The sequence below is a fragment of the Nocardiopsis alba DSM 43377 genome (assembly GCF_000341225.1).
GTDB lineage: Bacteria > Actinomycetota > Actinomycetes > Streptosporangiales > Streptosporangiaceae > Nocardiopsis > Nocardiopsis alba.
Genome location: NZ_ANAC01000029.1, coordinates 15,840 through 39,552, shown reverse-complemented (window position 1 = coordinate 39,552; position 23,713 = coordinate 15,840). Strand labels below are relative to the sequence as shown.

23 protein-coding genes are annotated in these 23,713 nt (G+C 68.9%); 13 read left to right on the top strand and 10 right to left on the bottom strand.

Annotated elements, in window-relative coordinates:
• Positions 1-78 precede the first annotated feature (78 nt).
• Positions 79-990 (top strand): helix-turn-helix domain-containing protein, encoded by a 912-nt coding sequence (locus tag D451_RS0124010; protein ID WP_026125325.1) that lies wholly within the window; start codon positions 79-81, stop codon positions 988-990.
• Positions 991-1,088: 98 nt separating this feature from the next.
• Here D451_RS0124010 and fxlM read toward each other — a convergent pair whose 3' ends face one another.
• The 3 genes from fxlM to arr form a co-directional block, all read right to left on the bottom strand.
• Positions 1,089-2,282 (bottom strand): methyltransferase, FxLD system, encoded by a 1,194-nt coding sequence (gene fxlM, locus D451_RS0124005; protein ID WP_017536297.1) that lies wholly within the window; start codon positions 2,280-2,282, stop codon positions 1,089-1,091.
• Positions 2,283-2,441: 159 nt separating this feature from the next.
• Complete coding sequence (locus D451_RS0124000) at positions 2,442-3,152, bottom strand: hypothetical protein (protein ID WP_020379974.1); 711 nt, start codon at positions 3,150-3,152, stop codon at positions 2,442-2,444.
• A gap of 389 nt (positions 3,153-3,541) precedes the next feature.
• Positions 3,542-3,964 (bottom strand): NAD(+)--rifampin ADP-ribosyltransferase, encoded by a 423-nt coding sequence (gene arr / locus D451_RS0123995; RefSeq protein ID WP_017536295.1) that lies wholly within the window; start codon positions 3,962-3,964, stop codon positions 3,542-3,544.
• Between the two features lie 153 nt (positions 3,965-4,117).
• Between arr and D451_RS0123990 the strand changes: the two genes are divergently transcribed.
• From D451_RS0123990 to D451_RS0123975, 4 genes are all read left to right on the top strand, one after another.
• Complete coding sequence (locus tag D451_RS0123990) at positions 4,118-5,599, top strand: carboxylesterase/lipase family protein (RefSeq protein WP_017536294.1); 1,482 nt, start codon at positions 4,118-4,120, stop codon at positions 5,597-5,599.
• Between the two features lie 123 nt (positions 5,600-5,722).
• Positions 5,723-6,625: an aminoglycoside phosphotransferase family protein gene (locus D451_RS0123985; protein ID WP_026125324.1), complete on the top strand. Its 903-nt coding sequence runs from the start codon at positions 5,723-5,725 to the stop codon at positions 6,623-6,625.
• A 51-nt stretch (positions 6,626-6,676) separates the two neighbouring features.
• The gene (locus tag D451_RS0123980; protein WP_017536293.1) at positions 6,677-6,994 is read left to right on the top strand and encodes a hypothetical protein; all 318 of its coding nucleotides are present in this window, start codon (positions 6,677-6,679) and stop codon (positions 6,992-6,994) included.
• A 355-nt stretch (positions 6,995-7,349) separates the two neighbouring features.
• On the top strand, positions 7,350-8,576 hold the full coding sequence (locus D451_RS0123975) for an esterase/lipase family protein (RefSeq protein ID WP_017536292.1): 1,227 nt from the start codon (positions 7,350-7,352) through the stop codon (positions 8,574-8,576).
• A gap of 121 nt (positions 8,577-8,697) precedes the next feature.
• Here D451_RS0123975 and D451_RS0123970 read toward each other — a convergent pair whose 3' ends face one another.
• Positions 8,698-9,297: a TetR/AcrR family transcriptional regulator gene (locus tag D451_RS0123970; protein WP_017536291.1), complete on the bottom strand. Its 600-nt coding sequence runs from the start codon at positions 9,295-9,297 to the stop codon at positions 8,698-8,700.
• A 106-nt stretch (positions 9,298-9,403) separates the two neighbouring features.
• Here D451_RS0123970 and D451_RS0123965 point away from each other — a divergent pair, with 106 nt between their 5' ends.
• On the top strand, positions 9,404-10,057 hold the full coding sequence (locus tag D451_RS0123965) for a hypothetical protein (RefSeq protein ID WP_017536290.1): 654 nt from the start codon (positions 9,404-9,406) through the stop codon (positions 10,055-10,057).
• Between the two features lie 38 nt (positions 10,058-10,095).
• On the opposite strand, the gene D451_RS0123960 is transcribed toward D451_RS0123965, so the two are convergent.
• The 3 genes from D451_RS0123960 to D451_RS0123950 all read right to left on the bottom strand — a co-directional run bounded on the left by D451_RS0123960 (position 10,096) and on the right by D451_RS0123950 (position 14,079).
• Positions 10,096-11,757 carry an ABC-F family ATP-binding cassette domain-containing protein gene (locus D451_RS0123960; protein ID WP_017536289.1) on the bottom strand — a complete coding sequence of 554 codons (1,662 nt, stop codon included), beginning with the start codon at positions 11,755-11,757 and terminating at the stop codon, positions 10,096-10,098.
• Positions 11,758-12,106: 349 nt separating this feature from the next.
• Complete coding sequence (locus tag D451_RS0123955) at positions 12,107-13,300, bottom strand: M20 family metallopeptidase (protein WP_017536288.1); 1,194 nt, start codon at positions 13,298-13,300, stop codon at positions 12,107-12,109.
• The gene (locus D451_RS0123950; protein ID WP_017536287.1) at positions 13,231-14,079 is read right to left on the bottom strand and encodes a helix-turn-helix domain-containing protein; all 849 of its coding nucleotides are present in this window, start codon (positions 14,077-14,079) and stop codon (positions 13,231-13,233) included. Before D451_RS0123950 ends, D451_RS0123955 begins: the two co-directional genes overlap by 70 nt.
• Before the next feature lie 599 nt (positions 14,080-14,678).
• Here D451_RS0123950 and speD point away from each other — a divergent pair.
• The 4 genes from speD (at position 14,679) to D451_RS0123920 (ending at position 18,710) form a co-directional block, all read left to right on the top strand.
• Positions 14,679-15,029 (top strand): S-adenosylmethionine decarboxylase, encoded by a 351-nt coding sequence (speD, locus tag D451_RS0123935; RefSeq protein ID WP_017536285.1) that lies wholly within the window; start codon positions 14,679-14,681, stop codon positions 15,027-15,029.
• 370 nt (positions 15,030-15,399) lie between these two features.
• Complete coding sequence (locus tag D451_RS0123930; protein ID WP_017536284.1) at positions 15,400-15,669, top strand: hypothetical protein; 270 nt, start codon at positions 15,400-15,402, stop codon at positions 15,667-15,669.
• Positions 15,662-16,276, top strand: a complete 615-nt coding sequence (locus D451_RS0123925; protein ID WP_017536283.1) for a DUF6879 family protein — start codon at positions 15,662-15,664, stop codon at positions 16,274-16,276. The genes D451_RS0123930 and D451_RS0123925 overlap by 8 nt, the downstream gene beginning before the upstream one ends.
• A gap of 58 nt (positions 16,277-16,334) precedes the next feature.
• On the top strand, positions 16,335-18,710 hold the full coding sequence (locus tag D451_RS0123920; RefSeq protein WP_017536282.1) for an ATP-binding protein: 2,376 nt from the start codon (positions 16,335-16,337) through the stop codon (positions 18,708-18,710).
• Between the two features lie 72 nt (positions 18,711-18,782).
• Here D451_RS0123920 and D451_RS0123915 read toward each other — a convergent pair whose 3' ends face one another.
• Positions 18,783-19,334 (bottom strand): GNAT family N-acetyltransferase, encoded by a 552-nt coding sequence (locus D451_RS0123915; protein ID WP_017536281.1) that lies wholly within the window; start codon positions 19,332-19,334, stop codon positions 18,783-18,785.
• 96 nt (positions 19,335-19,430) lie between these two features.
• On the bottom strand, positions 19,431-20,285 hold the full coding sequence (locus tag D451_RS0123910; protein WP_026125321.1) for an NmrA family NAD(P)-binding protein: 855 nt from the start codon (positions 20,283-20,285) through the stop codon (positions 19,431-19,433).
• A gap of 117 nt (positions 20,286-20,402) precedes the next feature.
• Here D451_RS0123910 and D451_RS0123905 point away from each other — a divergent pair, with 117 nt between their 5' ends.
• From D451_RS0123905 to D451_RS0123895, 3 genes are all read left to right on the top strand, one after another.
• Entirely contained in the window at positions 20,403-20,984 is a 582-nt protein-coding gene (locus D451_RS0123905) for a TetR/AcrR family transcriptional regulator (RefSeq protein ID WP_026125320.1), read from the top strand.
• 230 nt (positions 20,985-21,214) lie between these two features.
• Entirely contained in the window at positions 21,215-21,940 is a 726-nt protein-coding gene (locus D451_RS0123900) for a GOLPH3/VPS74 family protein (RefSeq protein ID WP_017536278.1), read from the top strand.
• A 115-nt stretch (positions 21,941-22,055) separates the two neighbouring features.
• Entirely contained in the window at positions 22,056-22,451 is a 396-nt protein-coding gene (locus tag D451_RS0123895) for a DUF397 domain-containing protein (protein ID WP_017536277.1), read from the top strand.
• Between the two features lie 70 nt (positions 22,452-22,521).
• Here the strand turns inward: D451_RS0123895 and D451_RS0123890 are convergent, their stop codons facing one another.
• Entirely contained in the window at positions 22,522-23,379 is an 858-nt protein-coding gene (locus D451_RS0123890; RefSeq protein WP_017536276.1) for an aldo/keto reductase, read from the bottom strand.
• Positions 23,380-23,713: the final 334 nt, after the last annotated feature.

Below are 23,713 nucleotides of genomic sequence, written 5' to 3'. Positions count from 1 at the left end.
CCCCTTGATCGTGTGATCGCCGTGCGTACCACCGACAGGGTCAGGCTGAACGTGGAGGATCCACGTACCCTGGCTCGTATGAGTGGTTCGTCCCGCCCGCGCGGTTCAGGTGGATTGGGCGGCTTTCTGAAGTCGCGTCGCGACGCCCTGAGCCCGGCCGAGGCCGGTGTCGAGTACCGGGGCGGACGTCGGCGGGTACCCGGCCTGCGCCGTGAAGAGGTCGCCCACCTGGCGGGGGTCTCCGTCGCCTACTACGTCCGCCTCGAACAGGGCCAGGCCCACAACGCCTCGGACGAGGTCCTTCTCGCGATCGCACGCGCGCTGCGCCTATCGCGGACGGAGACCGAGCATCTGCTCGATCTGGCCAGGCCCTCCCCGGTGAAGGCCGCTCCGCGCACCCGCCCCGAGCATCCGGACCCGCGCTCCCTGACGATGCTGGAATCGCTCGGGAACCGGCCGGCCGTACTCCTGGGCCGGCGCAACGACGCGCTCGCCTGGACACCGACCGGGCACGCGCTCCTGGCCCCGCACCTGCCCTTCGACACCGACGATCCGCACACCCGCCCCTCGCTGCCGCGTCTGCTCTTCCTCGACCCGCGGGTGCGGGAGACCTACGCCGATTGGGAGGCGGAGGCCCGCACCTATGTCGCCTATCTGCGGCTGGTCAGCGGCAAGTACCCCGATGACACCCGCCTGGCCGAACTCGTCGGCGAGCTGTGCATGAAGGACGCCGACTTCGCCGCGATGTGGGCGTCCGGCCGGGTCAAGGCGTGCACCCAGGGGACCAAGCGCCTGCGGCACCCGCTCGTGGGCGCGCTGACGGTCCACTTCCAGGTCTGGCTCCAGGCCGATACCCCGGACCATCGGTTGGAGGTCTACTTCCCCGCCGACGAGCCTTCCACCGATGCCCTGGCCCTGTTGGACACCCTCGTCCACGAGGGGCGGACAGGCCGTGCGCGGCGCGAGGCGGAAGTGGGCTTCTTCGAGTAGGGCCCCTCCTCGAGCGTTCCGGCGGTGGGCGGCCGACGCTCTCCGCCGGAGGGAACCCGCGGGCCGGGGCGCCCTCCTCCAGAGCACCCCGGCCGGCCTCAATCCCAGGTCACGTCGAGACTCGTCCGGCCCTCGCCGTCCAGGCGCACTTCGAAGCCGACCTTCGCGGTGCGCTCCCACCCCCGGATCAGGTCCGCCATCCGCTCCGCGAGCCTTCGCCCGGCCTCTCCGTGACCGACCACCCCGAACTCCCACTCCCCTCGCGGATCAGCGGTGAGGGCCCGGGCGGTGAGGTAGGCCAGCCCCCGCTCATCGACGGGTACCGAGGCCATGTCCCCCCACGGAAGGCCGGGGGCGACCAGGCCTGAGACGATCGCGGCGCGCTCGACCAACATGCGGGAGACGGAATTGTCGAGTAGCAGCGCCAGCCGGAGCCACACCTTGTCCCGGGGCTCCATCCCACCGATGGTGACGCCGGTCCACACCAGGGACGAGGGCTCGTCCAGTACGCCGCGCACCTGCTCGTCGGTGACGTGCTGCTCCCGGTTGACCTGAAGGGTGACCCTGTCATCACCGGTGATGGACCGGTAGGCACGGGTGTCCTCCTCCACGGAGTCCCGCAACGGGATGAACGTGGCCGGTCGGGCGTCGACACTCGCCCACTTCTCACCGTCGCGTTCGAACACGATGCTGTACGAGACGTCTCCGGCGACCCGGACCGGGGCGATGAGCCGACCTTCGGGAGCGAGCTGCCTCAGCCACGCCGCGGGGATCCGGTGCGAGCCGACCGTGGCGATGATCCTGTCGTAGGGTGCCCCGGCCTCGTATCCGAGAGCGCCGTCCCCGAGTACGACCTCCACGTCGGTCGCACCGGTCTCGGCGAGACGGGCGGCCGCGTCGTCGGTGAGGTCCCGGTCCACGTCGATGGTGACCACCCGGCCGTGCTCCCCCACTATGCGCCCGAGCAGAGCGGCGTTGTATCCGGTACCGGCACCCACTTCGAGGACGCGCGCCCCGGGCTCGATCCGGGCCTGCTCCAGCATCGACGCGACGACGCCGGGCATCGAAGCGCAGCTCAGCGACCTGCCGCTCTCGTCGTCCTTGATGGAGACGATCGTGTCGGAGTAGGCCTCCTCCAGACTCGCGTGGGGCAGGAAGGCGTGCCGGGGCACGTTCCGGAAGGCCTCCTCCACGGCCGCGTCGGTGATGGTCCCCTCGGCGCAGAGGCGATCGGCCAGTGTGTGGCGCGCGTGGGCGATCGTGTCCTCGGTCAGGGTGCTCGTGTCGGTCATCAGGGTCTCTCCAGCCATGGTGGACGGGAATGTGGGGTTCCGATGGGCGGTGGTCCCATCGGTCGAAGGGAAGGCTCGGGTCGGAAGCGGGCCCCGGGTGAGCGGGACACCCCGGCTCCGCGGATTTTCGGCCGGCCTCCGGCAGCCGCCGAAGAGGGATCAATCGGCGAGAAGACTCTTCACGTGGTCTCTGATCGGCTCTCGAAGATCGTCGTGGAATCCGTTCTCCACGGCGGTGAGGAAATTCGCGGCGGCGAACACCTGTGCCATTTCTCCGGATTCTCCCGAAAGGACGTCCGAGAAGAGATCACGCACACGGTCGGCGGTAGGGGGATGGGCGAGGCTGTAGATCAACAGATGCGCCGCGTCGGAACCGGCCGGGGCCAGGGAAAAGCCCTCCCAGTCGACGACCGTCAGCTTCGGAGCGAGAAGGTTCTGCCAGTGGAAGTTGTTGTGCTGCGGGATCCACTCGATCTCGGTGTCGGCGAACCTCTCCCCGGCCAAGGAGGAGACCCAACGACGTACCCTTCGCTCCGACTGTCCTGGCCCCGACCAGCCGGCCTCGGAGATCCGGTCATGGGCTCGACGCAGGTCGTCCCACCACACCTCGTCCACCGACGGGTCCTCCCGGATCATGGGCTCAGGGGAGACGGGAGCGCCTTCCACGTAGGCGAAGACGTGCGCTCGCGCTCGGCGATCGACACCCTCGTCGACATCCGGCCTCGACCAGGTGAAGCTGCCCAGGACGTGGGGCATGGGCACGAGGAAGGACAGCTCTCGGGAGGCCTCCTCGATGGATTCCGGGCGCATCCACACCACGTGGTCGGCCACGGTGCCCACCCGTACCCACACACGGGTTCCGTCCGACATGCGCGCGGGACCGGTGACGGTGGCCGCCCGATATCCGATTCTGATCGGCCCGTCCGAATAAAACCCCAGCCTTCCCAACGCGTACCGAAAATCCCATTCCGCATACCGCACCCCGAACACCCTTCCCCCTCTTTCCGCGAGAAGCTACCACGGAGCCGACGAAAGAACCGGGGAACGAGAAATCAGCGAGCGCTTTCCGAATACCGGGGAATCGAAATGGAGACTTCTCCCGTCTTTTCTGTTTCGGTTTCGGTTGAGTGCCTTCGTCGACTTCCCGACCTAAGGCAGAAGAGGGACACTCTCACCCATCTCACGAACGGAGACCCCGCCCACGCCCGAGCCGGGCACCGATCGCATCGGCACCCGGCTCGAAACGTCGGGTTGTCTCCCTAATTGATGATCTCGTCGCGGCCTTCCTCGCGAAGGGTGGCGAGCCGCTCCCGCCACATCTGGAGCGCTTCGGGGCTCAGCCGCGTCCAGTCGGTGACCTCCTCGACGATCAGCAGCGGATCCGTGCTCCGGTAGGAGCGCGTGGGGTTGCCGGGGAACTTCTTGTCGGTGACGTTCGGATCGTTCTCGAACACCCCGGTCGGTTCGACGAGGTACACCCGCGGGGTCCCCTCGCCCGAGGCGAGTTCGACGGCGATCTCGGCGGCGAGCCCCGCTCCGTCGATCAACGCGGTGAAATAGATGTGGTTCATGACGATCTCGGGCCGGTAGTTGGAGCGGAAACCGGCGGTGAGATGATCTCCGACCCGCAGGTCGGCGTTGGTGCCGTGGTAGAGCGGCCCCTCGTCCAGTGGATCGACCATCCCTCCAGGTTACCGGCCCGCCTCCGACCGGTCAGGGGAGAGAAGACCGGTTTCTCCCCGCTTCCGCGACCTGGACGAGAGGTCGACCGGTTACGCTTCCCGGCGGCCCCGGGTCCACCCCACCGGGGTTCCGATGTACCGGAGCGGAGAAACATGGATCACGTAGCGCACACCCGCAACGGTCGGGTACGCGGTCTCCCCCTGACCGACGACATCGTCGCCTTCCGCGGCATCCCCTACGCCGGGCCACCGACGGGCGCCGCCCGATTCCGCGCCCCGGTCCCGCCCACTCCCTGGCATGACATCCGGGACGCCACCCGGTTCGGACCGATCTCCCCTCAGTCGAATTCGTTCCCCGGTGCCCCGCCCTGGACCCCCGACGACGAGGCGGAATACCTCTCCGTCAACGTGTGGGCCCCGAGGAACCACCCCGGGCCGCTCCCGGTACTGGTGTGGATCCACGGTGGCGCCTACCTCTTCGGCACCGCCGCCGAGCCGCTGTACGAGGCGAGCCCGCTCGCGCGGGCCGGACTGGTCGTCGTCTCGCTCAACTACCGCCTCGGTTTCGAGGGCTTCGGCCACGTCCCCGGTCGCCCCGACAACCGGGGCTTCCTCGACCAGGTGGCGGCACTGCGGTGGGTGCGCGACAACATCGCCGAGTTCGGCGGCGACCCCGACAACGTCACCGTCGCCGGGCAGTCGGCGGGCGCCGGTTCGGTCGCCGCACTGCTCACGATGCCCTCGGCGCGCGGACTGTTCACCAGGGCGATCGCACATAGTGCTCCCAGTGACTTCCGCGCCGTCGACCACGCGCGCGAGGTCACCGAACGGGTCGGCGCCGCGCTCGGTGTCCCGCTCGGTCAGGGCCCTTGGGACGACATCCCGCCGGAGGCCCTCATCAAGGCCACCCGTGCCGTGATCGCGTATTTCAGGGGCGATCGGAACGCCGGGTTCAACCACTACGTCTCGATGCCCTACGCCCCGATCCTGGACGGTGAGGTGCTGCCCGAGAACCCGCTACGCGCGATCGCCTCCGGGGCCGCCCGCGACACCGACCTGCTGGTCTGCCACACACAGCACGAATGGACCCTGTTCACGGCGTTGGAGTCGGTCTCCCCCGTCGAGGACGAGGAGGGCCTGAGGCACGCGGCGGTCTCCTTCGGGCTGGGCGAGGACGCCGTCGACGGGTACCGGGCACTGCTCCCCGGCGCGTCCCCGTCCGACCTGTACAACGCGATCGCCGGGGACGGTCTGTTCTCCGAGTACAGCATGCGTATCGGCGAGGAGCACGCGCGCGCCGGCGGACGGACCTTCCTGTCCCGATTCACCTGGGAGAGCCCCGCCTTGGACGGCGCGCTCGGGGCCTGCCACGAGCTCGACCTCACGTTCGTCTTCGGAAAACTCGACTCCGGACAGAGCGCGTTCTTCCTGGACGGCCCCTCCACCGATCGACACCGTGACCTGTCGGAACGCATGATCCGCGCGTGGGCCGATTTCGCCTCGCACGGCGACCCCGGGTGGGCGGCGGCCGGCCCGGACGACACCCCGGTACGGATCTGGGACCTGCCCGTCGACCTGCGGAAGGAGGATCGGGACGGCGGCGTGCGCGCGCTGTGGCGGGAGGTCTCCTTCTAGGGCACGCCCTTCGAAGCGGAGACGGGACAGGTCGAGGGTCGAAAGGCCCTCGACCTCCATGGTCGTCCCCTGAGAGCCCACCGATACCACCGGGGCCGGCTCGTCCGGCTAGTGTGACCGTTCATGAGCGACGCCCCGATCGAGATCACCGCCGAGCTGATCGACGACCTGCTGCGCGAACAGCATCCGGACCTGGCGGGCCGGAGCATCCACGAGGTGGAGGGCGGCTGGGGCAACCAGATGTGGCGTCTGGGAGAAGACCTGGCCGTGCGGATGCCGCGCATGGACGACGCCGCCAGGCTCCAGCTTCGGGAACGCCGTTGGCTGCCCCTCCTGGCCCCGCGCCTTCCCCTTCCGATCCCCGTCCCGGTGCGGTCCGGTGAGCCGTCGGCCCGCTTCCCCAGGCCCTGGACCGTCATGACCTGGATCCCCGGCGAGCCCTTGGACCGCGCCCCCATCGATCGTGGCGAACACGCGGCCGTCGTCCTGGCCGACTTCCTCAACGCCCTCCACGTGGAGGCGCCCGCGGACGCGCCGATCAGTGAGACCCGCGGCGGACATCCCGGTGAGTACACGGAGGGGTTCGACCACTTCTGCCACGCGGTCGTCCCCGACGATCTCGCCGACCGGGTCCGGGCCGTATGGGAGGACGCCGTCGCCGCTCCCGCCTGGGAGGGCCCGCCGTTCTGGGTACACGGCGACCTCCACCCCGCCAACGCCATCGGCACGGACGGAACGCTCTCGGGCGTGGTCGACTTCGAAGACCTGCTCGCCGGAGACCCGGCCTGGGACCTCGCCGCCGCCTGGGTGCTGCTTCCCGACGGTGCCGCCAAGACCTTCTTCGACGCGTACGAGCGAGCGGACGAGGGGACGATCCGGCGCGCCCGTGGTCTGGCCGCCTTGAAGAGCCTGTTCCTCATGCTCATGGGCCGCAACGGCGACCAGGGCCTGCCCGGCGGTAAGCCGACCTGGGGGCCGGCGGGCCGGGCGGCGCTCGATCGAGTCCTGAAGGACGGTGTGGTGTAGGAAGGAAGGGCGCGACGAACCGCGCTCGACCGACCACGAAGAACGCGGGACATGACTCCACACCCCCCACGGAGCGACACCACCGAACTCCCCCACGGCGAGGGAGCCGTCCATCGGAGAAGACCGGTCCGCGCCTTTCTCCTGGGGGCCGGGCTCGGCCTTCTCGCGTTGAACCTCGCCTTCGCCCTGGCCTGGACGAAGGTCCACATCGGCTACGGCGGTCACTTCGACATCGGCCTTCTGCGACTGTCGTACAGCCCGAACCTGGGCCACCCCGTGCACCTCGTCGTCCACGAGGCGCGGATCGTGTTCTTCCTGCTCGGCTGCGGGCTCACGTCCCTCGTGGCGCACCGGGCCTGGACCCGCTGAGCCAGGGGTGCGGGGCACCCCTTCGAACCCGGTGGGGCTCGGCCGCACCATCTCCCACAGGCGTGATCCGAACGGTCGCGGAGCAGGCCCATCGGTCGATCGGCGGGCCGGATGCCCGGTATCCGGCCCGCCGCAAGACCGTCCGTTCGTACGGGACGGAAATTCTCTCCGATCCCTCGGCGGCCATACCCCCGCACACCAGGCATTCGTCACCATAAGATCCTGTTCAAGCACGGTAAGTGACCAGTAGGCTGCCAGGGCTTCGCCGGGGACGGCCGCGATTCCCTCAAGCGACGGACCCGGCATGCGATCCGTGACGCGGGGCCCCGCCCCATACTCTCAGCTAGGGAATGCCATGAGCATCACCGAAGAGCAGGCCGCCGAAGCCCTCCAGGACGCTCCCCCGATCATCCTGGCGCCCGGTCCACGCGAGACCGAGCACACCGCGCCCGAGGCCGACGAGATCTGGGAGTTCCCGGACGGCAAGGCCTGGGTCTACCTCGGTGAAGGCAACGATCGACTCACCCGCCCGGTCCTGTCGGCGGACGGCTTCAGCGTCGGCCCCAGCGACATCGATCTGAGCTGGGAGCTTTTGGAGTACGGCCCCTACCCGCTCCTGAGCGAGATCCGCCGCCGAGGCTACGACGTCGTCCTGATCGGCTACAAAGATCGCAGCGATTCGATCCTCAAGAACGCGGAGACGGTGAAGAAGGCCATCACCAAGGCGATCGAGCGTCGCGAGGGCGACCACCCGTTGTCCGTCGGCGGTTTCAGCATGGGCGGCCTGGTCAGCCGTTACGCCCTGGCGGCAATGGAGACCGAGGGCACCGAGCACCAGGCGCGGCTCTACTTCTCCTACGACAGCCCGCACAACGGCGCCTGGGTCCCCATCGCCCTCCAGGCGTTCGCGCACTACATCAAGGGGCTCAACGCCGACTTCTCGAACCAGATCAACAGCGACGCCTCCCAGGAACTGCTCTGGAGGCACATCGCGCACTGGGAGGACGAGCCCGCCATGAGCGAGCGGCGTCTGGAGTTCCTGCGTGCGCTGGAGGAGGTCGGCCAATGGCCGCAGGAGCCTCACCGGATCGCCATCGCCAACGGTCCCTCCACCGGCCAGGGCAACGGTGTGACCCCCGGTGTCGAAGCCGTCATCGGTAAGGGGCTCTCCATCACCGGCACGGAACTGCTCACCCAGTCCACGGGCAACGACCGGTTGGTCGCCAGGCTCCGGGTGGTCAGCGCCCCCACACGTGAGGTCTACACCCACGGGATGCCCGACATCGACAGCGCGCCCGGCGGCACCCTCTACGGCTTCGGCATCCTCGCCAACACGTTGAACGACCTCCCGCCCCTGTACGGCCTCAAGGTCGACAACCCGATCCGCGAGCACTGCTTCGTCCCGGCCGTCAGCGCCATCGCCGCCCGGGAGCCGGCCTCCAACGACGACCTCTACACGCCGATCAGTGACGAGGAGCTGGAGAAGACCCCCTTCCACGAGGTCAAGCTCTCCTCTCAGAACGACACCCACACGCTGGTCACCGAAGAGCTCGCCGGTTGGCTGCTGGAGCGGCTTCCGTAGGGCTCGGGCCGACCGGTCCGGCCTCGCGAGTCCCCTGAAGGGAACGGGAACGGCGCCCTCGCGAGGCCGGAAGGCGGTGCGCCGCCGATCTCGGGGGCGGGCGAAGGTCCGCCGCCCCTCGTCAGGGGGTGAGCGCCGCGTCCACCGCCCGGTACAGGGTCTCCGTCTCGCGTTGGGCGAGCGAGTCCTCCGCGGGCAGCGCCCGTTCGAGGCCGAGGCCGCTGAGCACGGTGCACAACAGGCTCGCGCGGCCGGGTATGCCTTCGAGGGGCAGTCCCTCCTCCTCGGCGAGGAGTGCCAGCCACTTCTCGACGCGGTGCCGGGTGTCCCGATCGATCGTCAGATAGGCCTCGCGTACCTGGGCGCTCTGCTCACCGGTGATGAAGGTCCGGGTCAGCTCACCCATGGCCGCACGCGCCTGCTCCGCGGATCCCACCGCCGTCAGGATCTCTCGCAGGCTCTCCACGAGGCGGTCGCGCGCGGGGATCGAGGTGTCGTGGATGCTGTGCGCCGGGGCGATCCAGTCGTAGATGCGGCGCATCACCTCGTCCCGCAGGGTCTGTTGGGTGGGGAAGTGGTGGCGCAGGGAGCCGCTGCTCACCCCGGCCCGCGCCGCGACGGCGCGGACGCTGAGGCGGGCCGTCACCCCACCCTCCTGGATGATCTCCGCGGCCGCCGCGAGGATGCGCTCGCGCGTGCCGGACGGCTGCTCGTCGTCCATGTTCCTACCGACCTCCTTCCAACACACTGTACTAGCACGGTGTGTTAGTGTGCCATCATTCCACTAGCACAGCGTACTAGTGGACCCCCGAGTGGAGGAGGAAGCCGTGTATCAGCAGTGGCGACGCCGCCAGGCCGAGAAGCGCGTCGCCCCGGGCGATGGCCGAGCGCTCCAGCGCTTCCGCTGGTGGCAGGTCCCGGGCCGGGCGCTCTTCCACCTCGACCAAGCCGACCCGTGGGGACCGCCCCGCCGCTACGCGGTGGACGTGCGGCACTGGGGGAACCAGTCCTCCGGAGAGGTCGAGGCCAGGTTGTACCTCGACGGGCGTCAACACGCGGTGGGAAGGATGCCCGTCGCCTTCCCCATCGAGGGCGGGGTGATCGAAGTGGACATGAGCGACTACGGGATGAAGCGCTGCCACTTCGTGGCCGACGACGGCACCGAACGCCTGCTCACGCCCGACCCACGGTCCCCTGAAGGTCGGCGCGCCCGCTTCGGACGCAGGCATCCCGGGGTGAGCCGCGCCATCGGTGCCGTATCGATCGTGTTCCTGTTGGTCGGTCTCGCCCTCCTGGCCCAGGAGATCGCGGTACCGCTCTCCGAAATCCCTCCCATCGCCGAGCGTTTCGGCCGGATCGAGCCGCTGTTCGACCTACCGCGATGGCTGGACGTCACCCTCGCCATCGCGGCCGCGCTCGCCGCCACCGAGCGCGCCCTCCGACTGCGCTACCACTGGTTGATCGACGCGGGGGCCTCCTGAACGACGGCGGTGTGCCCTCGCCCGGGTGGCACCGACGCTCAACCCGTCGACTCGGCTTCGAGATCGAGCCGCGCTCCGGCCCAGCGTTCACGGATCCAGCGGTCGTGCGAGGCGATGACCACGGTGCCCGGATACTCGCCGATCGCCCGTTCCAACGCCGTGACCAGAGGCAGCGACAGGTGGTTGGTGGGCTCGTCGAGCAGGAGCAGCTCGGGTGGGTCGGCCAGCAGGATCGCCAACTCCAGACGACGTCGCTGCCCGAGACTGAGCACCCCGACGGGACGATGCTCGTCGCGCCCGGACAGCAGCCCGAAGGTCGACAAGGGGGTCCGCTCGGCGCGCTCGGCCCCGACGGCCTCCGTGTAGGCCTCGGAGACGGTGCGCTCCGAACCGTCCTCGTGGGAGAGCGCGATGGTCACGTCCTGACCGAGCAGCCCCACGCGCTGCCCCGAAAGCAGGTTCAGCGTTCCCGAGACCGGTGCGAGACGGCCCGAGATCAGGCGCAACAGCGTCGACTTGCCGGCCCCGTTGGCACCGGTGACCAGGAGCCTGTCCCCCGCCCCGAGCGCCAACGACACCGGAGCGAGCCTGCCCGGCACGTGGACCTCGGAGGCGGTGAGCAGCGGTCCATCGTCCTCCGGCGAAGTGACCGTCGGAACGCCCGAGGCGGTGAGACCGGCGAACGCCAACTCCTCCGGGGGCCTGCGGATCTGCTCCTTCTCCAGGGTCTCCAAACGGGCACGGGCGTCGTTGACCCGCCGCGCGACGACCTTGGCGTTGCGATCCCCGTAGAACTTCTTGGCTATACGCGACTCCGTGCGGGGCTTCCAGTTCACGTGCCCCACCTGCTGATTGTCCTGGACACCGGCCCGCAGCCTTCTCAGCTCGTCCTGCTCGTCGCGGTACCGCCGCTCCCAGCGCAGGCGGGCCTCGGCCCTCGAGACGAGGTAGTCGCTGTAGGTGCCGGAGAACCGGGTCACCCCGACCCCCGATCCCGGACCGTCCTCCCGGACCTCGTCCGCGAGCCGGTGCGGGATCGGCGCCGGATCGAGGTCGACCAGGGACGTGACCACCTCGTCGAGGAAGGCCCGGTCGTGGCTGGCCAGGAGCGCCGGACCGCGCCGGCCGAGCAGCACACGACGCAGATGCTCCGTGGCGGCGTCGTCCAGATGGTTGGTGGGCTCGTCCAACAGCAGCACGTCCGGATCGCGGAGCAGCAGCCAGGCGAGTGAGAGCCGGGACCGCTGCCCGCCCGAGAGCTCCCCTGTGCGCCGCTCTCCCGGTACGGAGGCCAGGCCCAACCCCACGAGCATCGTGGAGATACGGGCGTCCACGCTCCAGGCGTCCAGGCGTTCGGCCACGTCCAGAGCGTGCGCGTACGCCCGCTCCACCTCGGCGTCCTGAGGAGCCTCGGCCAGGGCCTGGGCACTATGGTCCACCGCCGCGACCGCGGCCCGGATCGGAGCGACCGCCGTCTCGATCGCCTCGTGCACCGTCATCGAGGGGGCGAAGGGCGCTTCCTGATGCAGCAGTCCGACCGCCGACGTGCCGTCCTGCCCGCCGACCACGCGAGCCGTCCCCGCGTCGGGCGACAACAGCCCCGCGGCGACCCTCAGCAACGTGGACTTGCCGGATCCGTTCTCGCCGATCAGGCCGACCCGATCGCCCGAGGAGACCACGAACGACACGTCCGTGAGCACGCGACGGTCCGGGAAGGAGACGGAGACCGCGTCGATACGAAGGTGCGCGGAAGCGGAAGGAGAAGAAGAGGAAATGGCCACGAGTGCTCTCTGCGTCATCGGAAAGGATCCCGCCGGGCGATGGCCGCGGACGCGGGAGAAGGAAGAGCACTCAAGAAGCCATGCCGGGACTGTAGCAAGGGGCGGCCGAGGGTTCCAACCTCTTTTCCGGCGGGGTGGCGAAGCCGGTCCGGGGCGGACGTCTACCACCACGCGGGCTACTCGATGTACGACTGCATGGCCCTGGGCACCACGGGAGTGGGGCACCTGAGAAGAGGTGAAACCGCCGGTCGTGGGACTCGAAGGCGGTTCACCCCATGAGGGTGCGTACCGCCCGGTCGTACACCGCCTGCGCGATGGGGATCGTCTCGATCAGGACCCGCTCGTCGGTGGCGTGCAGTCCCTCGTACACGGCGCCGAAGCCGGCGGTGGCCGGGATCCCCAGCCCGGCGAGGTGGTTACCGATGTTCGACGGGCCGGCGATCTCGGCCACCACATCGATGCCCTGCTCGGCTGCGGCCCCCAGCAGCGCCGACCGCAGGGGCGACCGCTCCGGTAGGGCGTACGCCGGCCAGCGTGTGCGCTCCTCCACCAGGGTCGGTGGGGTGCCGGGCCACGCGGCGTCGATCTCGGCCACCACCGCGGCGACCAGGTCGGCGGCCTCCTTCCCGGTGAAGCGGGCGGTGGTGCGCACGTCCACGTTCACCGCGCACAGATCGGGGACCGCCGAGAACCCCGTGCCGCCTTCGATGGCGGTCACCGTGAGTTTTCCGGGCCCGAAGCCCTCGGCCGGCCCCGGCAGTGGCTTCTCCTCCAGCGCCCGAACGATCGCCGCCGCCTTGCCGATCGCGTTCGGCGTGCTCCGCCTTCCCCCCGAGTGCGAGGATCGCCCGTGCACCCTGAGCCGTACGCGATACACGCCCCGACCACCGACGACGAGCTTGTCCATCCCGGGGTAACCGATCATCACGCCGCCGATGTCCGTCGGAGCGTCCGGGCCCTCGAAGTAGCGCTCGGCCCCGCCGAAGCCGCCGGTGTGCTCGTCCAGGTCGAACAGGAGCACCAGGTCTCCACGCAGGTGCGCGGCCTCGTGTCTCAGGCGCGCGGCCAGATGGCAGAAGACGGCGACCGCGGACTTGGAGTCGGCGGCCCCACGTCCCCACAGCCACCCCTCGTGCACGTCTCCGCCGGTGGGCGGGTGGGTCCAGGCGGCCTCGTCACCGAACGGCGCGGTGTCCAGGCAGGCGTCCAATACCCATGTCGGCCCGGGTCTTTCTCCACGAACGGACGCGGTGAGCGCGACGGCCGAGCCGGTGTCGTCGCGCAGCACCGTCGGTTTCAGGCTCTTCTCCGCCATCCACCGGCCCAGATGGTCGACGGCGTCGTCGTAGGGGTCGATGCCGCCCCGGGTCGGGATACGGACCAGGTCCCGGATCAGTTCCAGGACCGAGTCGAGGTCGGCCCTGGCTCGGAGCAGGGCGGGAGAGGTGCGGAGGTCGGCCATGAGCGATCCCGGGGGTGTGAGGGAGCGGGAAGGAGTCCGTGCAGGGCTTCGAGGCTTTCCACCCGAGTGGCCGCGGCATAGCACTGGCGAGCGTGGTCCAGTAGACGCTCGGCGGCGGGTGGACCGAGCAGCACCCCGGAGTCGAAACCATAGGCGCTGGTGAGGGAGGGGATGGGGACGACGGCGGCCCGCTCGGAGGCGACGAAGAACCGCTCCGGCATGTCCTGCTCGGGACGGATGAGACCGATGTGCAGGGTCTTCATCCCCAACGACCGGTCGTCGGGGTCGCGGGCCTCCAACAAACGCCCCAGGTGGGCGTGCAGGGCCCTGTTGCGAGGAGGTCCGAACAGCAGCCGGTAGTGGACCAGTTCCGGGCGTGCCGCGAGCGCCTTCTCGATGGTCTTCAGGTAGGCGACGTCGCGGGAGCGGGACCCGGTCACCGCCAGATGGGAGGCGGCCGTTCGCGCCACCTCGCTCATGGCCTCGCGCAGGTCACGGGGGCCGTTGACCAGACAGGACGTGTTCCCGGACTCGACCGCGCCGTCCTGGTGGACGAACAACTCCTCGATCGGACGACCGTAGTAGTCGGTGAGCAGGTCCCGGTAGCGGCGGCTGGTGGTGCGCCGGCCGCGCTCCCACCCGGAGAGCATGCTCGGGGTGACCCCGCTGGACCCGGTCCGTGACCGGTGGTCCAGGTCGGCGCACACCTGTTCCAGGGTCAGACCGCGATCGACGCGGACCTGACGTAAGGGGCTGGGTCGGGGGGTGGGTGGTGTCACGCACCACGTCCTCGGTCAGGGGGAGCGGGGCGGGGATCGGTGCTGGTGGACCCCGTTCACCTCCGTACCCGGCGGATCGACCTCTCATACCCGCACCCGCGGTCCTGGGTCGGGCGGAGAACCAGGTCCGCGGAAGAGGATCCTCCTCGCTGGAGCGCGGGTGGTCGTCTCGGCGTTCCTTGTCCCCGGGCTGTCCACCATGCCCGAGCAGGGGGTGAACAACGTGGTGGACAACCGGTGACCTGGCCCGGGGCCCGCCGGTGGGCGACCCTGGAACCATCCATCGTCTTCGGTCGGAGGTCTTCCGTGAACCACCACCGCTCGCCCGTCATCGTCGAGTTCCCCCGCGCGTCGGAACCCGGCACACTCCACACGTCGCTCACTTCATGCCCGGTCGGGCCCGAGGGCCCCGGGTTCCACGTCATCACCGGACCCGGAGCCGAGATCGACCGGGTCGCCCCGTCTCCGAACGAGGACGCCTTCGAGGCGTCGCCACGAGGGTTCGCCCACTGGGCGTCCCTTCCTCGACGGCCGTACCGCTCCCCCGCCGCCGGTCGCCTGACGACACCGGTGCCCGAGGTTCGGGTCGGGGAGGCCGCGTGATCTGTCTGGCCATCGACCTGAACGACTGCGTCGTGGACCCCGCGCCTCAGGACGTCGGTGAGGCCATGCACGCCACCGCGCGACGGCTGGGCGTACGGGTACTCCTCGAAGCGCCCGCCGGGTACCCGGACCACGGCGTCACCCACATGATGGCCCTGGCCGAGTCCCACCTGGTCGTGTCCACCTGGCCCGAGCATCGCGCGGCCCAGATCGACCTCGTCTCCTGCCGCGCCGACACCGATCCGGAGAACGCCCTGGAGCCGTTGCTGTCCCTGTTCGGCCCGGGGAGAACCACCATCCGACACATTCCACGGTGGAACCCGAAGGCGGCTCCGGTCCCCGGGTAGGAAGGCCCCGTCTCACGGGTGGCCCACATCCCCCACCACCCGCTCCCGAAGAAGCGAATAGACCTCACCGACAACCCACCCACCAGGCCTTCTCCAACCCCCGAAGGAACCCCTTCGAAAAAAACGAGGACACGACTTGAAGCCCAGGAAAAACCAATACATCAGCACATGACATCGACACCAAATACCACTTCATGCGCATAATTCATCGACATAGACATACCATCAAGACATACAAGCAATCATCAAACTCGAACCATGCCGACATCTCCACAGAGAACGAATGGTCGATCTGATCGATACGACCGCCATGGTATTTTTCTCACACGCGTTCACCCCCCGATTCCAAGAACGCGCAGGAGGGCCTACCATGACACGTCCCTGGGAAGCGAACCCCGAAGCGAACATGGCGCGCAGGCTGGGGAGATCCCCGGTCGAACTGGGCAACACCGACAAAGTCAGCGGCTGCCCCGACATCTGGGAGCTCGACAACGGTGACATCGCCGTGATCGGACGCGATCTGACCGACGCCTACACGGAACGCCTTCCAGCGGGAGCCGTCATCGCAAAGGACGAACGCCTGGTCGTCATCCCCCGCAACACCCTCATATCAGCGAAAGCGGACATCCCCGATGCTTGACACCATCGATGGTCTCATTGGTGAGAGCCTGGAGCTCGATCCCTACCTCGATGAATTCGACGGACGTCTGACCTCTCTCAGGAACGCCGAAGTCTGGAAGCTCGAACGGCAACAGGTCTTTCACCAGCCGGAAAGCGAAAGTTGGCTGGCCTTCCGCGATGGACACCGAGACGATTCCCTACGGTTTCTGGAGGACAACCGCGCCTCCCTGCGAGAGCAGTTCACCGAACTCGCCCGAGCGGGATGCGTGCTGCGAAGGACCCGTGTCGTGGAGAAGCCCTTCACGACCTATCTTCTGTGGGAACTGCACTCCCTCCACCTACGAGCCCAGTGCGGTGAGGACATCAGGATCATCTCCGCCGAGCCTCTGGCCGCTTGGGAACGGGAACGTCCGGTACCCGAGATCGTGGGGCTCGGCGATGAGGTGATGTACCGGATCCAGTACGACGACCAGGGGGTTCTCCAGGGCGGCGTCCGTTTCACCGACCGCGCCGTCATCACACAATGCCGCGCGGAGGTCGCCGCCCTCCACCAGGTCGGCGAGGACCTGAGGAGCTACTTCCCCCGCAAGGTCGAGGGGGTGACGCTCGACCGTGAGCGACCATAGATCCTCCGAGCCCGATGGGGGCTCCGCCGAGCAGCCCGCCACAGGCGACAGCGCTCGGATGGGGGCGGTCGCGGGACGCGCGGTACAGGCGAGGGACGTCCAGGGCGGGATCCACTTCTACGGCCAGAACCCGCCGACGCATTCCTCCCCCGTACCCGGACAGCTGCCCGGTGACGTTCACGGGTTCGTCAATCGGATCGGGGAGCTGGAGGTGCTCAGCACCCATCTGAGTACCGAGGACCTCGACGGCGCTTCCGAGGCACCCGTCCACGTCATCACCGGGACTGCCGGCGTCGGCAAGACCGCTCTGGCCCTGCACTGGGCCCATCGAGTGCGCGACCGTTTCCCCGATGGTCAGCTCTACGTCGATCTGCGAGGGTACGGTGCCGGTCGACCCATCGACCCGGATCAGGCGCTGGAGCGCTTCGTTCGCGCCTTTGGGGTGCCCGCCGACGCCGTGCCCGCAGATCTCGACGACCGCTCCGCCCTCTACCGTTCCCTCTTGGCCGAACGACGCGTGCTCGTCGTCCTCGACAACGCGGCGACCGCGGCGCAGGTACGCCCTTTACTACCCGGCTCCTCGGCCTGCGTCGTGCTGGTCACCAGCAGGGACCGGCTGTCCGGCTTGGTCGCCAGAGATGGTGCTCGGCGTCTGACCGTGCGCACGCTGGAGCCGGAGGAGGCCGTGGAACTCCTCGAACACGTCACCGAGAGCCATCGGCCACGCGACGAGCCGCATGAGGTCGCCGAGCTGGCCCGTCTGTGCGGAGAGCTGCCCTTGGCCCTGCGCATAGCCGCCGAACGAGCGGCGGGACGACCCCACATGCCGTTGGCGGAGCTGATCCAGGACCTGCGAGACGAGTCCGCTCTCTGGGACGCTCTCGCCACCGACGATGAGGACGAGGCCGACGCGGTTCGTAGTGTCTTCGCCTGGTCCTACCGGGCGCTGCCGGAGGAGACCGCACGCCTGTTCCGGCTACTCGGGCTGCACCCCGGCCATGACTTCGACGCGGGCTCCGCCGCGGTTCTCGGAGACTTTCCGCTCAGGCGGGCACGACGTGTCCTGGACACACTCGTCGGCGCCCACCTGGTGGAACAGATCGGCCCGGACCGATATCGATTCCACGATCTCCTACGTTCCTACGCTCTGGACCAGGCTCGTCGTGAAGAGTCGCCCGAGAGCCGCTACCAAGCGCTGGAACGTCTGCTGAACCGGTATCTGTGCACCGCCGATAGCGCTTCCAGAGCGGTGGATTCACCCCTGCGTCGGCTCGAATCGGTCTCGGCATCGAACGAGGACGCTGCCGGTGACATTCGCGAGTTCGCCGACAACGCGGACGCGGTCCGATGGTTCGAGGCCGAGAACAGGAACCTGGTCGCTTTGACCGAGGCCGCCTCCGAAGCGGGCATGGACTCGATCGCATGGCGTCTACCGATCGTGCTGAGACACGTCTACGTCTACAGAACACCCATGAACGCCTGGATCTCCACGACTCTCCTCGGACTGGGCGCGGCCCGACGCGAGCAAGAACACGCCGCCGAGGCGGAGCTTCTGGAGAGTCTGGGGATGGCCTACGTGCAATCCCATCGCACGCAAGAGGGCATCGAGCGGCATCGCCACGCTCTGCGGCTGCGTCGAGAACTGGGCGATGAACTCGGTGAGGCCATGTCCCTCAACGCGTTGGGGCTGGCACATCTGCGTGAGCATCGGGTCGATCGGGCACGTGAGGTCTTCGAACGTTCACTCGCGACCGCCCGACGTCTGGGCGAACGGACCTGGGAGGGGATCGTCCTCGGCAACCTGGCCGACGCTCTACTCGATTCGGGAGATCTCCACGGTTCGGTGGCCCTGGCCGAGAAGGCCAGAGCGATTCTCAGGGAGACCGGTAACAGGATGAGCGAGTTCGCCTGTCTGGTCTGCCTGGGTACGGCATGGCGGCATCTGGGTTCCCTCGACCGGGCTCTGTCCTACGTCCTGAGCGCTCTCGACGTCGCCCGAGAACTCGACAACGCGGTCCGGGAAGGGTTCGCGCTTCTGGAACTCGGTCGGATCCACGAGTTACTCGACCGGCCGGAGGAGGCTCTGGCGAACTTCCATGAGGCGGCCCTCCTCCACCGGTCGATCGGCGATCACGTGCGAGAGGCCCGTTCCTTCGAGGGGGCGGGGCAGGTCCACCGGTCGACCGGACGTCTGAAAGAATCCGCGCGGTTCTTCCGGCAGGCGGCGATCGGCTATCGCAGGAACAAGGCCTACCACGATCTCGCGGAGTGCCTCGACCGCCTGGCCACCGTGCTGTCCGACATCGGTGAACCGGAGGCCGCGCGTGAACATCGGCGCGAAGCGTTGAAAACCATCGCGGACCTGTCCGACCCCAGGGCCGAACGTCTGCGCGAGACAGTGACCGCCCGTCTCACGGACCCCTCCCCCTCTTGAGAAAGGCGACCTCCCCCACCTGTTTCTGGAAGCCGTCCCTGCGAGTACGACCTCCCACCTTCGGGTCCGCCTTCAGGACTCCATGGGGGCGGGCCCGCACAGCTCGTATTCGACCTCGCCGTGTTCGGTGCCCGGGAGCGGGTCGTCGAAGTGCGCGTGGAAGGTCCGCACGTACCTCAGGCCGGCCTTCTCCATGACGCGGCGGGAGGCGAGGTTGACCGCCATGGTCTCGGCCCACACCCGCCGCACGCCCAGCTCGTCGAAGCCCTTGCGCACCAGCGCTCGCGCCCCCTCGGTGGCGTATCCGCGTCCCCAGGCCGACGTCTTGAGCCGGTAGCCGAGCTCCACCTCCTCCGCGCCGCCGTCCGCGGAGGGTTCGAGGGCGAACCAGCCCAGGAACTCGCCCGTGGAGCGTTCGATCGCGGCCCAGTGCCCGACCGGCCCGAGTTCGTACTCGCGTAGGAACCCCGGCAGCACCTTCTCCTCGATCTCGGCGCGCGGCGTCGGCTCGCCGGTGAGAAAGCGCATCACCTCGGAGTCGCCGTCCAGCCGGACCAGGTGGTCCACGTCCGCTTCGGTGAACCGCCGGAGCAGCAGCCGTTCGGTCTCCAGGAAGACCTCCATGGCCGGGCCTCTCTCCTCGTGGGGCAAGGTCGTTCGTCATCCTGTCGGGGCCCGACCGGTCCCGTCCACGATTTTTCGACGCGGTGAGGCCGAGGTTCAGACCGCGATTTGCTCCGCGAGCCGTTCGGCGACTCCGCGGGGTTCGCGTCCGAGGAGTTCGGAGAGCAGCGGGGTGGTCTCGGCGAAGTGGCCCTCGCGGGCCGCCCGATACCAGGTGAGCATGAACCGGGCCGCCGGTTCGGGGAGGCCGGCCGCGATCTGGTCGGCGACCCACCGTTCGTCGTCCACGACGACGCGCTCGATGGTGCGGCCGGTGAGTTCGGAGGCGATGGCCGCGATGTCCCCGAGGGTGAGGGCGGTGGGTGCGGCGAGGGTGACGGGGCCGTCGATGCGGCGGTCGCCGGCGAGGATCGCCGCGGTCGCCTCGGCCACGTCGGCTCGGTCGGTGTACGGGACGGGGCCGTCCGCGGGCAGGGCGATCTCCCCGGTCCGTGACCACGGGCCTAGCACCTGGTCGAGCGGGCCGTAGGCGCCGTTGCGCAGGACCGTCCAGGCGAGACCGGACTCGACCAGGGCCGCCTCGGTGTCGATGTGGATCCGCGACGGCGGGTACGGGTTGCCGGGGACGGCGGCCTGCTGGCCGGTGTAGACGATCCTCTGGACACCGGCGTCGACGGCGGTCTCGATCGCGTCGCGGTGCAGGGCGACGATGTCGGCGGTCGGATCGTTGCCGGACACCAGCAGTACCTGTTCCGCTCCGGCGAAGGAGTCGCGCAGAGCGGCCGGATCCTCGTAGGAGCCTCGCCGCACGCGGACGCCGCGGTCGGCGAAGTGCCGCGCTCTGGTCTCGTCACGGACGCTGACGCCGATCCGCCCGGCGGGCAGGCGCCGGAGGAGGTGCTCGACGGTGGCGCCGCCCAGACCGCCGGTCGCACCGGTCACCACGATCATGGTCACACCCTTCGTTCATAAACTGACCAGGGTGGTCAGTTTCGCTCATGACCCCGACCCTAGGTAACCTGACCCTGTAGGTCAATTTATGGTGGCGACGACGAGGGCGGTGTGGAGATGAGCGGTGGAGTGTCATCGAGGCCTCGGCTGCGCGCCGACGCCGAACGCAACGCCGCCCAGATCAGGCGCGCCGCGATCGACGCCTTTCGGGGGCGGGGCCTCACCGTGCCTCTGGAGGAGGTCGCCAAGGCGGCCGGGGTGAGCAAGGCGACGATCTTCAACCGCTTCGGCGGCCGGATCGGCCTCATCGACGCCGTCATCGAAGAGGTCGTCGCGGTCGAACTGCGCGCCATCGTCGACCGCACCCGCTCCATCGACGACGCCGGGGAACGACTCGCGTACTACGTCACCGCGATCCGCGATCTCCAGTACCGTCAGCCGGCCGCCAACGACACCATGTTGCAGGTCTATCCCGAGGCGCGAAGCCTCATGGAGATCTGTCGGATCGCCGGCGAGATCAACGAGGAGCTCATCTCGGCGAGCCGGGCCTCGGGGGCGCTGCGCCCCGAGTTCACCGTGGACGACCTCCACGCGCTCGTGCACGACAACGCGCTCGCGCTCAAGCACGGCCCTCTCCCCCGGCGAGAGGACTACGACCGCCGCACCGTCTTCCTCCTCGATGGGATGCGCGCCCGATAGAGGGGCGCGAAGCCCTCCCGCTTCAACGGGTTCTCGGTGGCGGACGAGAGGGACGGTGGGCGTGGGACGGTGGACGGGCCTCACGCCGACGACCACCCCTCGTCCCTCTCCCGTAGGGCACCCTCCTTTGAGAGAATGAGGGTCCGGACCCTCACCAGACGGCCCCCACGGCGACTGCACCCGGCCGAGGCCCCGAAGACCCTGTTCGGCGAGACCCGCTCGAGGTGCGTATGTCCTCCGCTCAGCCGCGTCCGTCCCTGCCCGAAGAGTTCCTGCTCCTGTCCCACCACCCACATGGGCGCCTCGACGATCCCGACCTCACCGCGTTGGGATGCGCGCTCGCCGAGCTCGGCGAACTGGTGCTCCGCCGCGACCTGTGGCTCGCCACCAAGAAGACTCGGCTCTTCGGCCTGGACGTCTACTCGCTGTCGGGCAGGATCCACCTCCAGTCCTCCGCCCCCACCGGCCTGGCCTGGGCCGACGAGATCCTCTCCGAGGTGGGGGCCATGACGGTCTCGCGGGGTGGGCCGATCCGCCTGGACGCCTGGATCCGGCACCGCGACTCCAGAGCACTGTCCCTGCACGAGGAGGCCTTGATCGGTCGCGGCCTCCTACGGCCCTCGAGAATTCGTGGGCACCATGTTCCGGACCCCGCCGTGTGCGACACGCTCGTCATCTGGCTCCAGGCGATCGCCGAGGAACGTGCCTCGATGGACGAACGGATGCTGTTCCTGTTCGACCTCGTGACCGGTGCCCGCCTGGGCGAGCACCTCGGGGTGACCCTCAAGACGCGCCAACGGTTCGATCGGGCCCGGGGCATCGGGGCCGTGGCGGGACTGTCGGAGGACATGCGGGACGCCAGCACGGTGCTGTCCGAGAAACTCACCCTCTACCGGACCCGGAGCAGGGGAGGTAATGGAGACGGTGGGGATGGGGGTGACGGCGGAGGCGAATAGATCCAGGATCATGACCGAACGTGGCCGACCGGCCTCGGTCTGGCCCGGGACCGGTCGGCGGCTCGCTATCGTGATGGGCGACCCCGACGAGCCTGTCCCCTTTTCAGGAGCACCGATGAGCGAGCAGCAGCCCAAGAAGGACCTCCCCCCGGAGGCCATGGGGAACGAGAAGTGGCACGACACCACCGACGCGGTATGGATGCGCTCCTCACTCTCCGACCCCGAATCAGAGGCGATCGTGGAGGTCGCCGAGTTCGACGACGGCTTCCGCGCCGTACGCGACGGCAAATCCCCCGACAAGGGCACCCTGTTCTTCACCCCCGCCGAATGGGAGGCCTTCACCCTCGGTGCGAGGGACGGAGAGTTCGACATCCCCGAAGAACACCTCACCGAAGAGGAGATCGCCCTCCAGCGCGAACGCGCGAACCAGCCCGCCGAATGGGTGCCCTCCCCGCTGCTCACACCCAAGGCCCGCGAGGAATACGAACGCCGCCGGGCCGCCAAGGCCTGACGAGACGGCGTACCCCCGGTCTGCTTCCCCGTGGTGGACCGTGGTGGTGGAACGGCGAGCACGGCGGCCCCTACTTACCGCTGTAGACGGGGAAGCCGCTGTGCTCGCCGTAGTCCCGCATGCGCACGTTCCGCAGAGTGTCCATGTCCTCGTCGGAGATGACGAAGTCGACCTGGGCGTTGGCGCGCATGTGCTCGGGGTTCGCGGTCTTGGGCAGTGAAACGGTGCCCAACTGGAGGGTGTAGCGGATGCACAGCTGTGGGACGCTCACGCCGTACCTCTCGGCCATCGCCGCGACGTCCGTGTTCTCCAACATCCGTCCGTGGGCGATCGGCGAGTAGGCCTCGACCAGGATGTCCTCGCTCTCGCAGAAGGCGATGAGCTCGGACGGGGTGTTGCCGACGTGGACGAGCAGCTGGTTCACCTGCGGTGCGACGGTGCAGGAGCCGAGGATGTTCTCCAGGTCGGACCGCAGGAAGTTGGAGACCCCGATGGAACGGATCCTGCCGGTGCCGTACGCGTCCTCCAGGGCCCGCCAGGCCTCGCGGTTGCCCTCGGCGTAGTCGTCGCCGCGGAAATCGTCCCAGGGCTGCGGGCTGTGGATGAGCATCAGATCGATGTGGTCCAGCCCCAGGTCGGCGAGCGACCCCTCGATCGCGGCGACCGCCCGGTCGTAGTCCTTGATCTCCGCGGCCAGCTTCGTGGACACGAACAGGTCCTCGCGGGCGATATCGGCGGTGCTCACCCCATGCCCGACCCCGCGCTCGTTGCCGTAGGCCTGCGCGGTGTCGATGTTGCGGTAGCCGATCTCGACGGCCTCGCGTACCGCCCGCGCCACCTCGTCGTCGTCGATGAACCACGTGCCCAGCCCCACCTTGGGGATGGCCACGCCGTTGGACAGCGTGTAGGTCTCGTTCAGGATCGTCATGTTCCGCCTCTTCCCGCCCGAGCCGGCCGTACCGCTCTCCGGTGATCGGTTCGAGCCCCGCGTCGTGGCCTTCGTGGCTCGAGGAGCACGGCCCCGATGGCGACGTTCTCGCTGGTGAGCATGTGCAGATACCTCTGCCCGACGAGGCTCTGGGCGTAAACCTCGCGCCCCTCGCCCCGGTGGCGGGGAGGGGATCGCTCGTTCCCCGTCCTCCCCGCACCCACGAAGGTTCTTTCCGGGGGATGGATCGGGCCAGGTTTCGGGAAAATCGGTTTCCGCGCCCACACCACCGGTCAACCACCTGTGCGGGGTGCCACCCCGTGCCGGGTCTCGT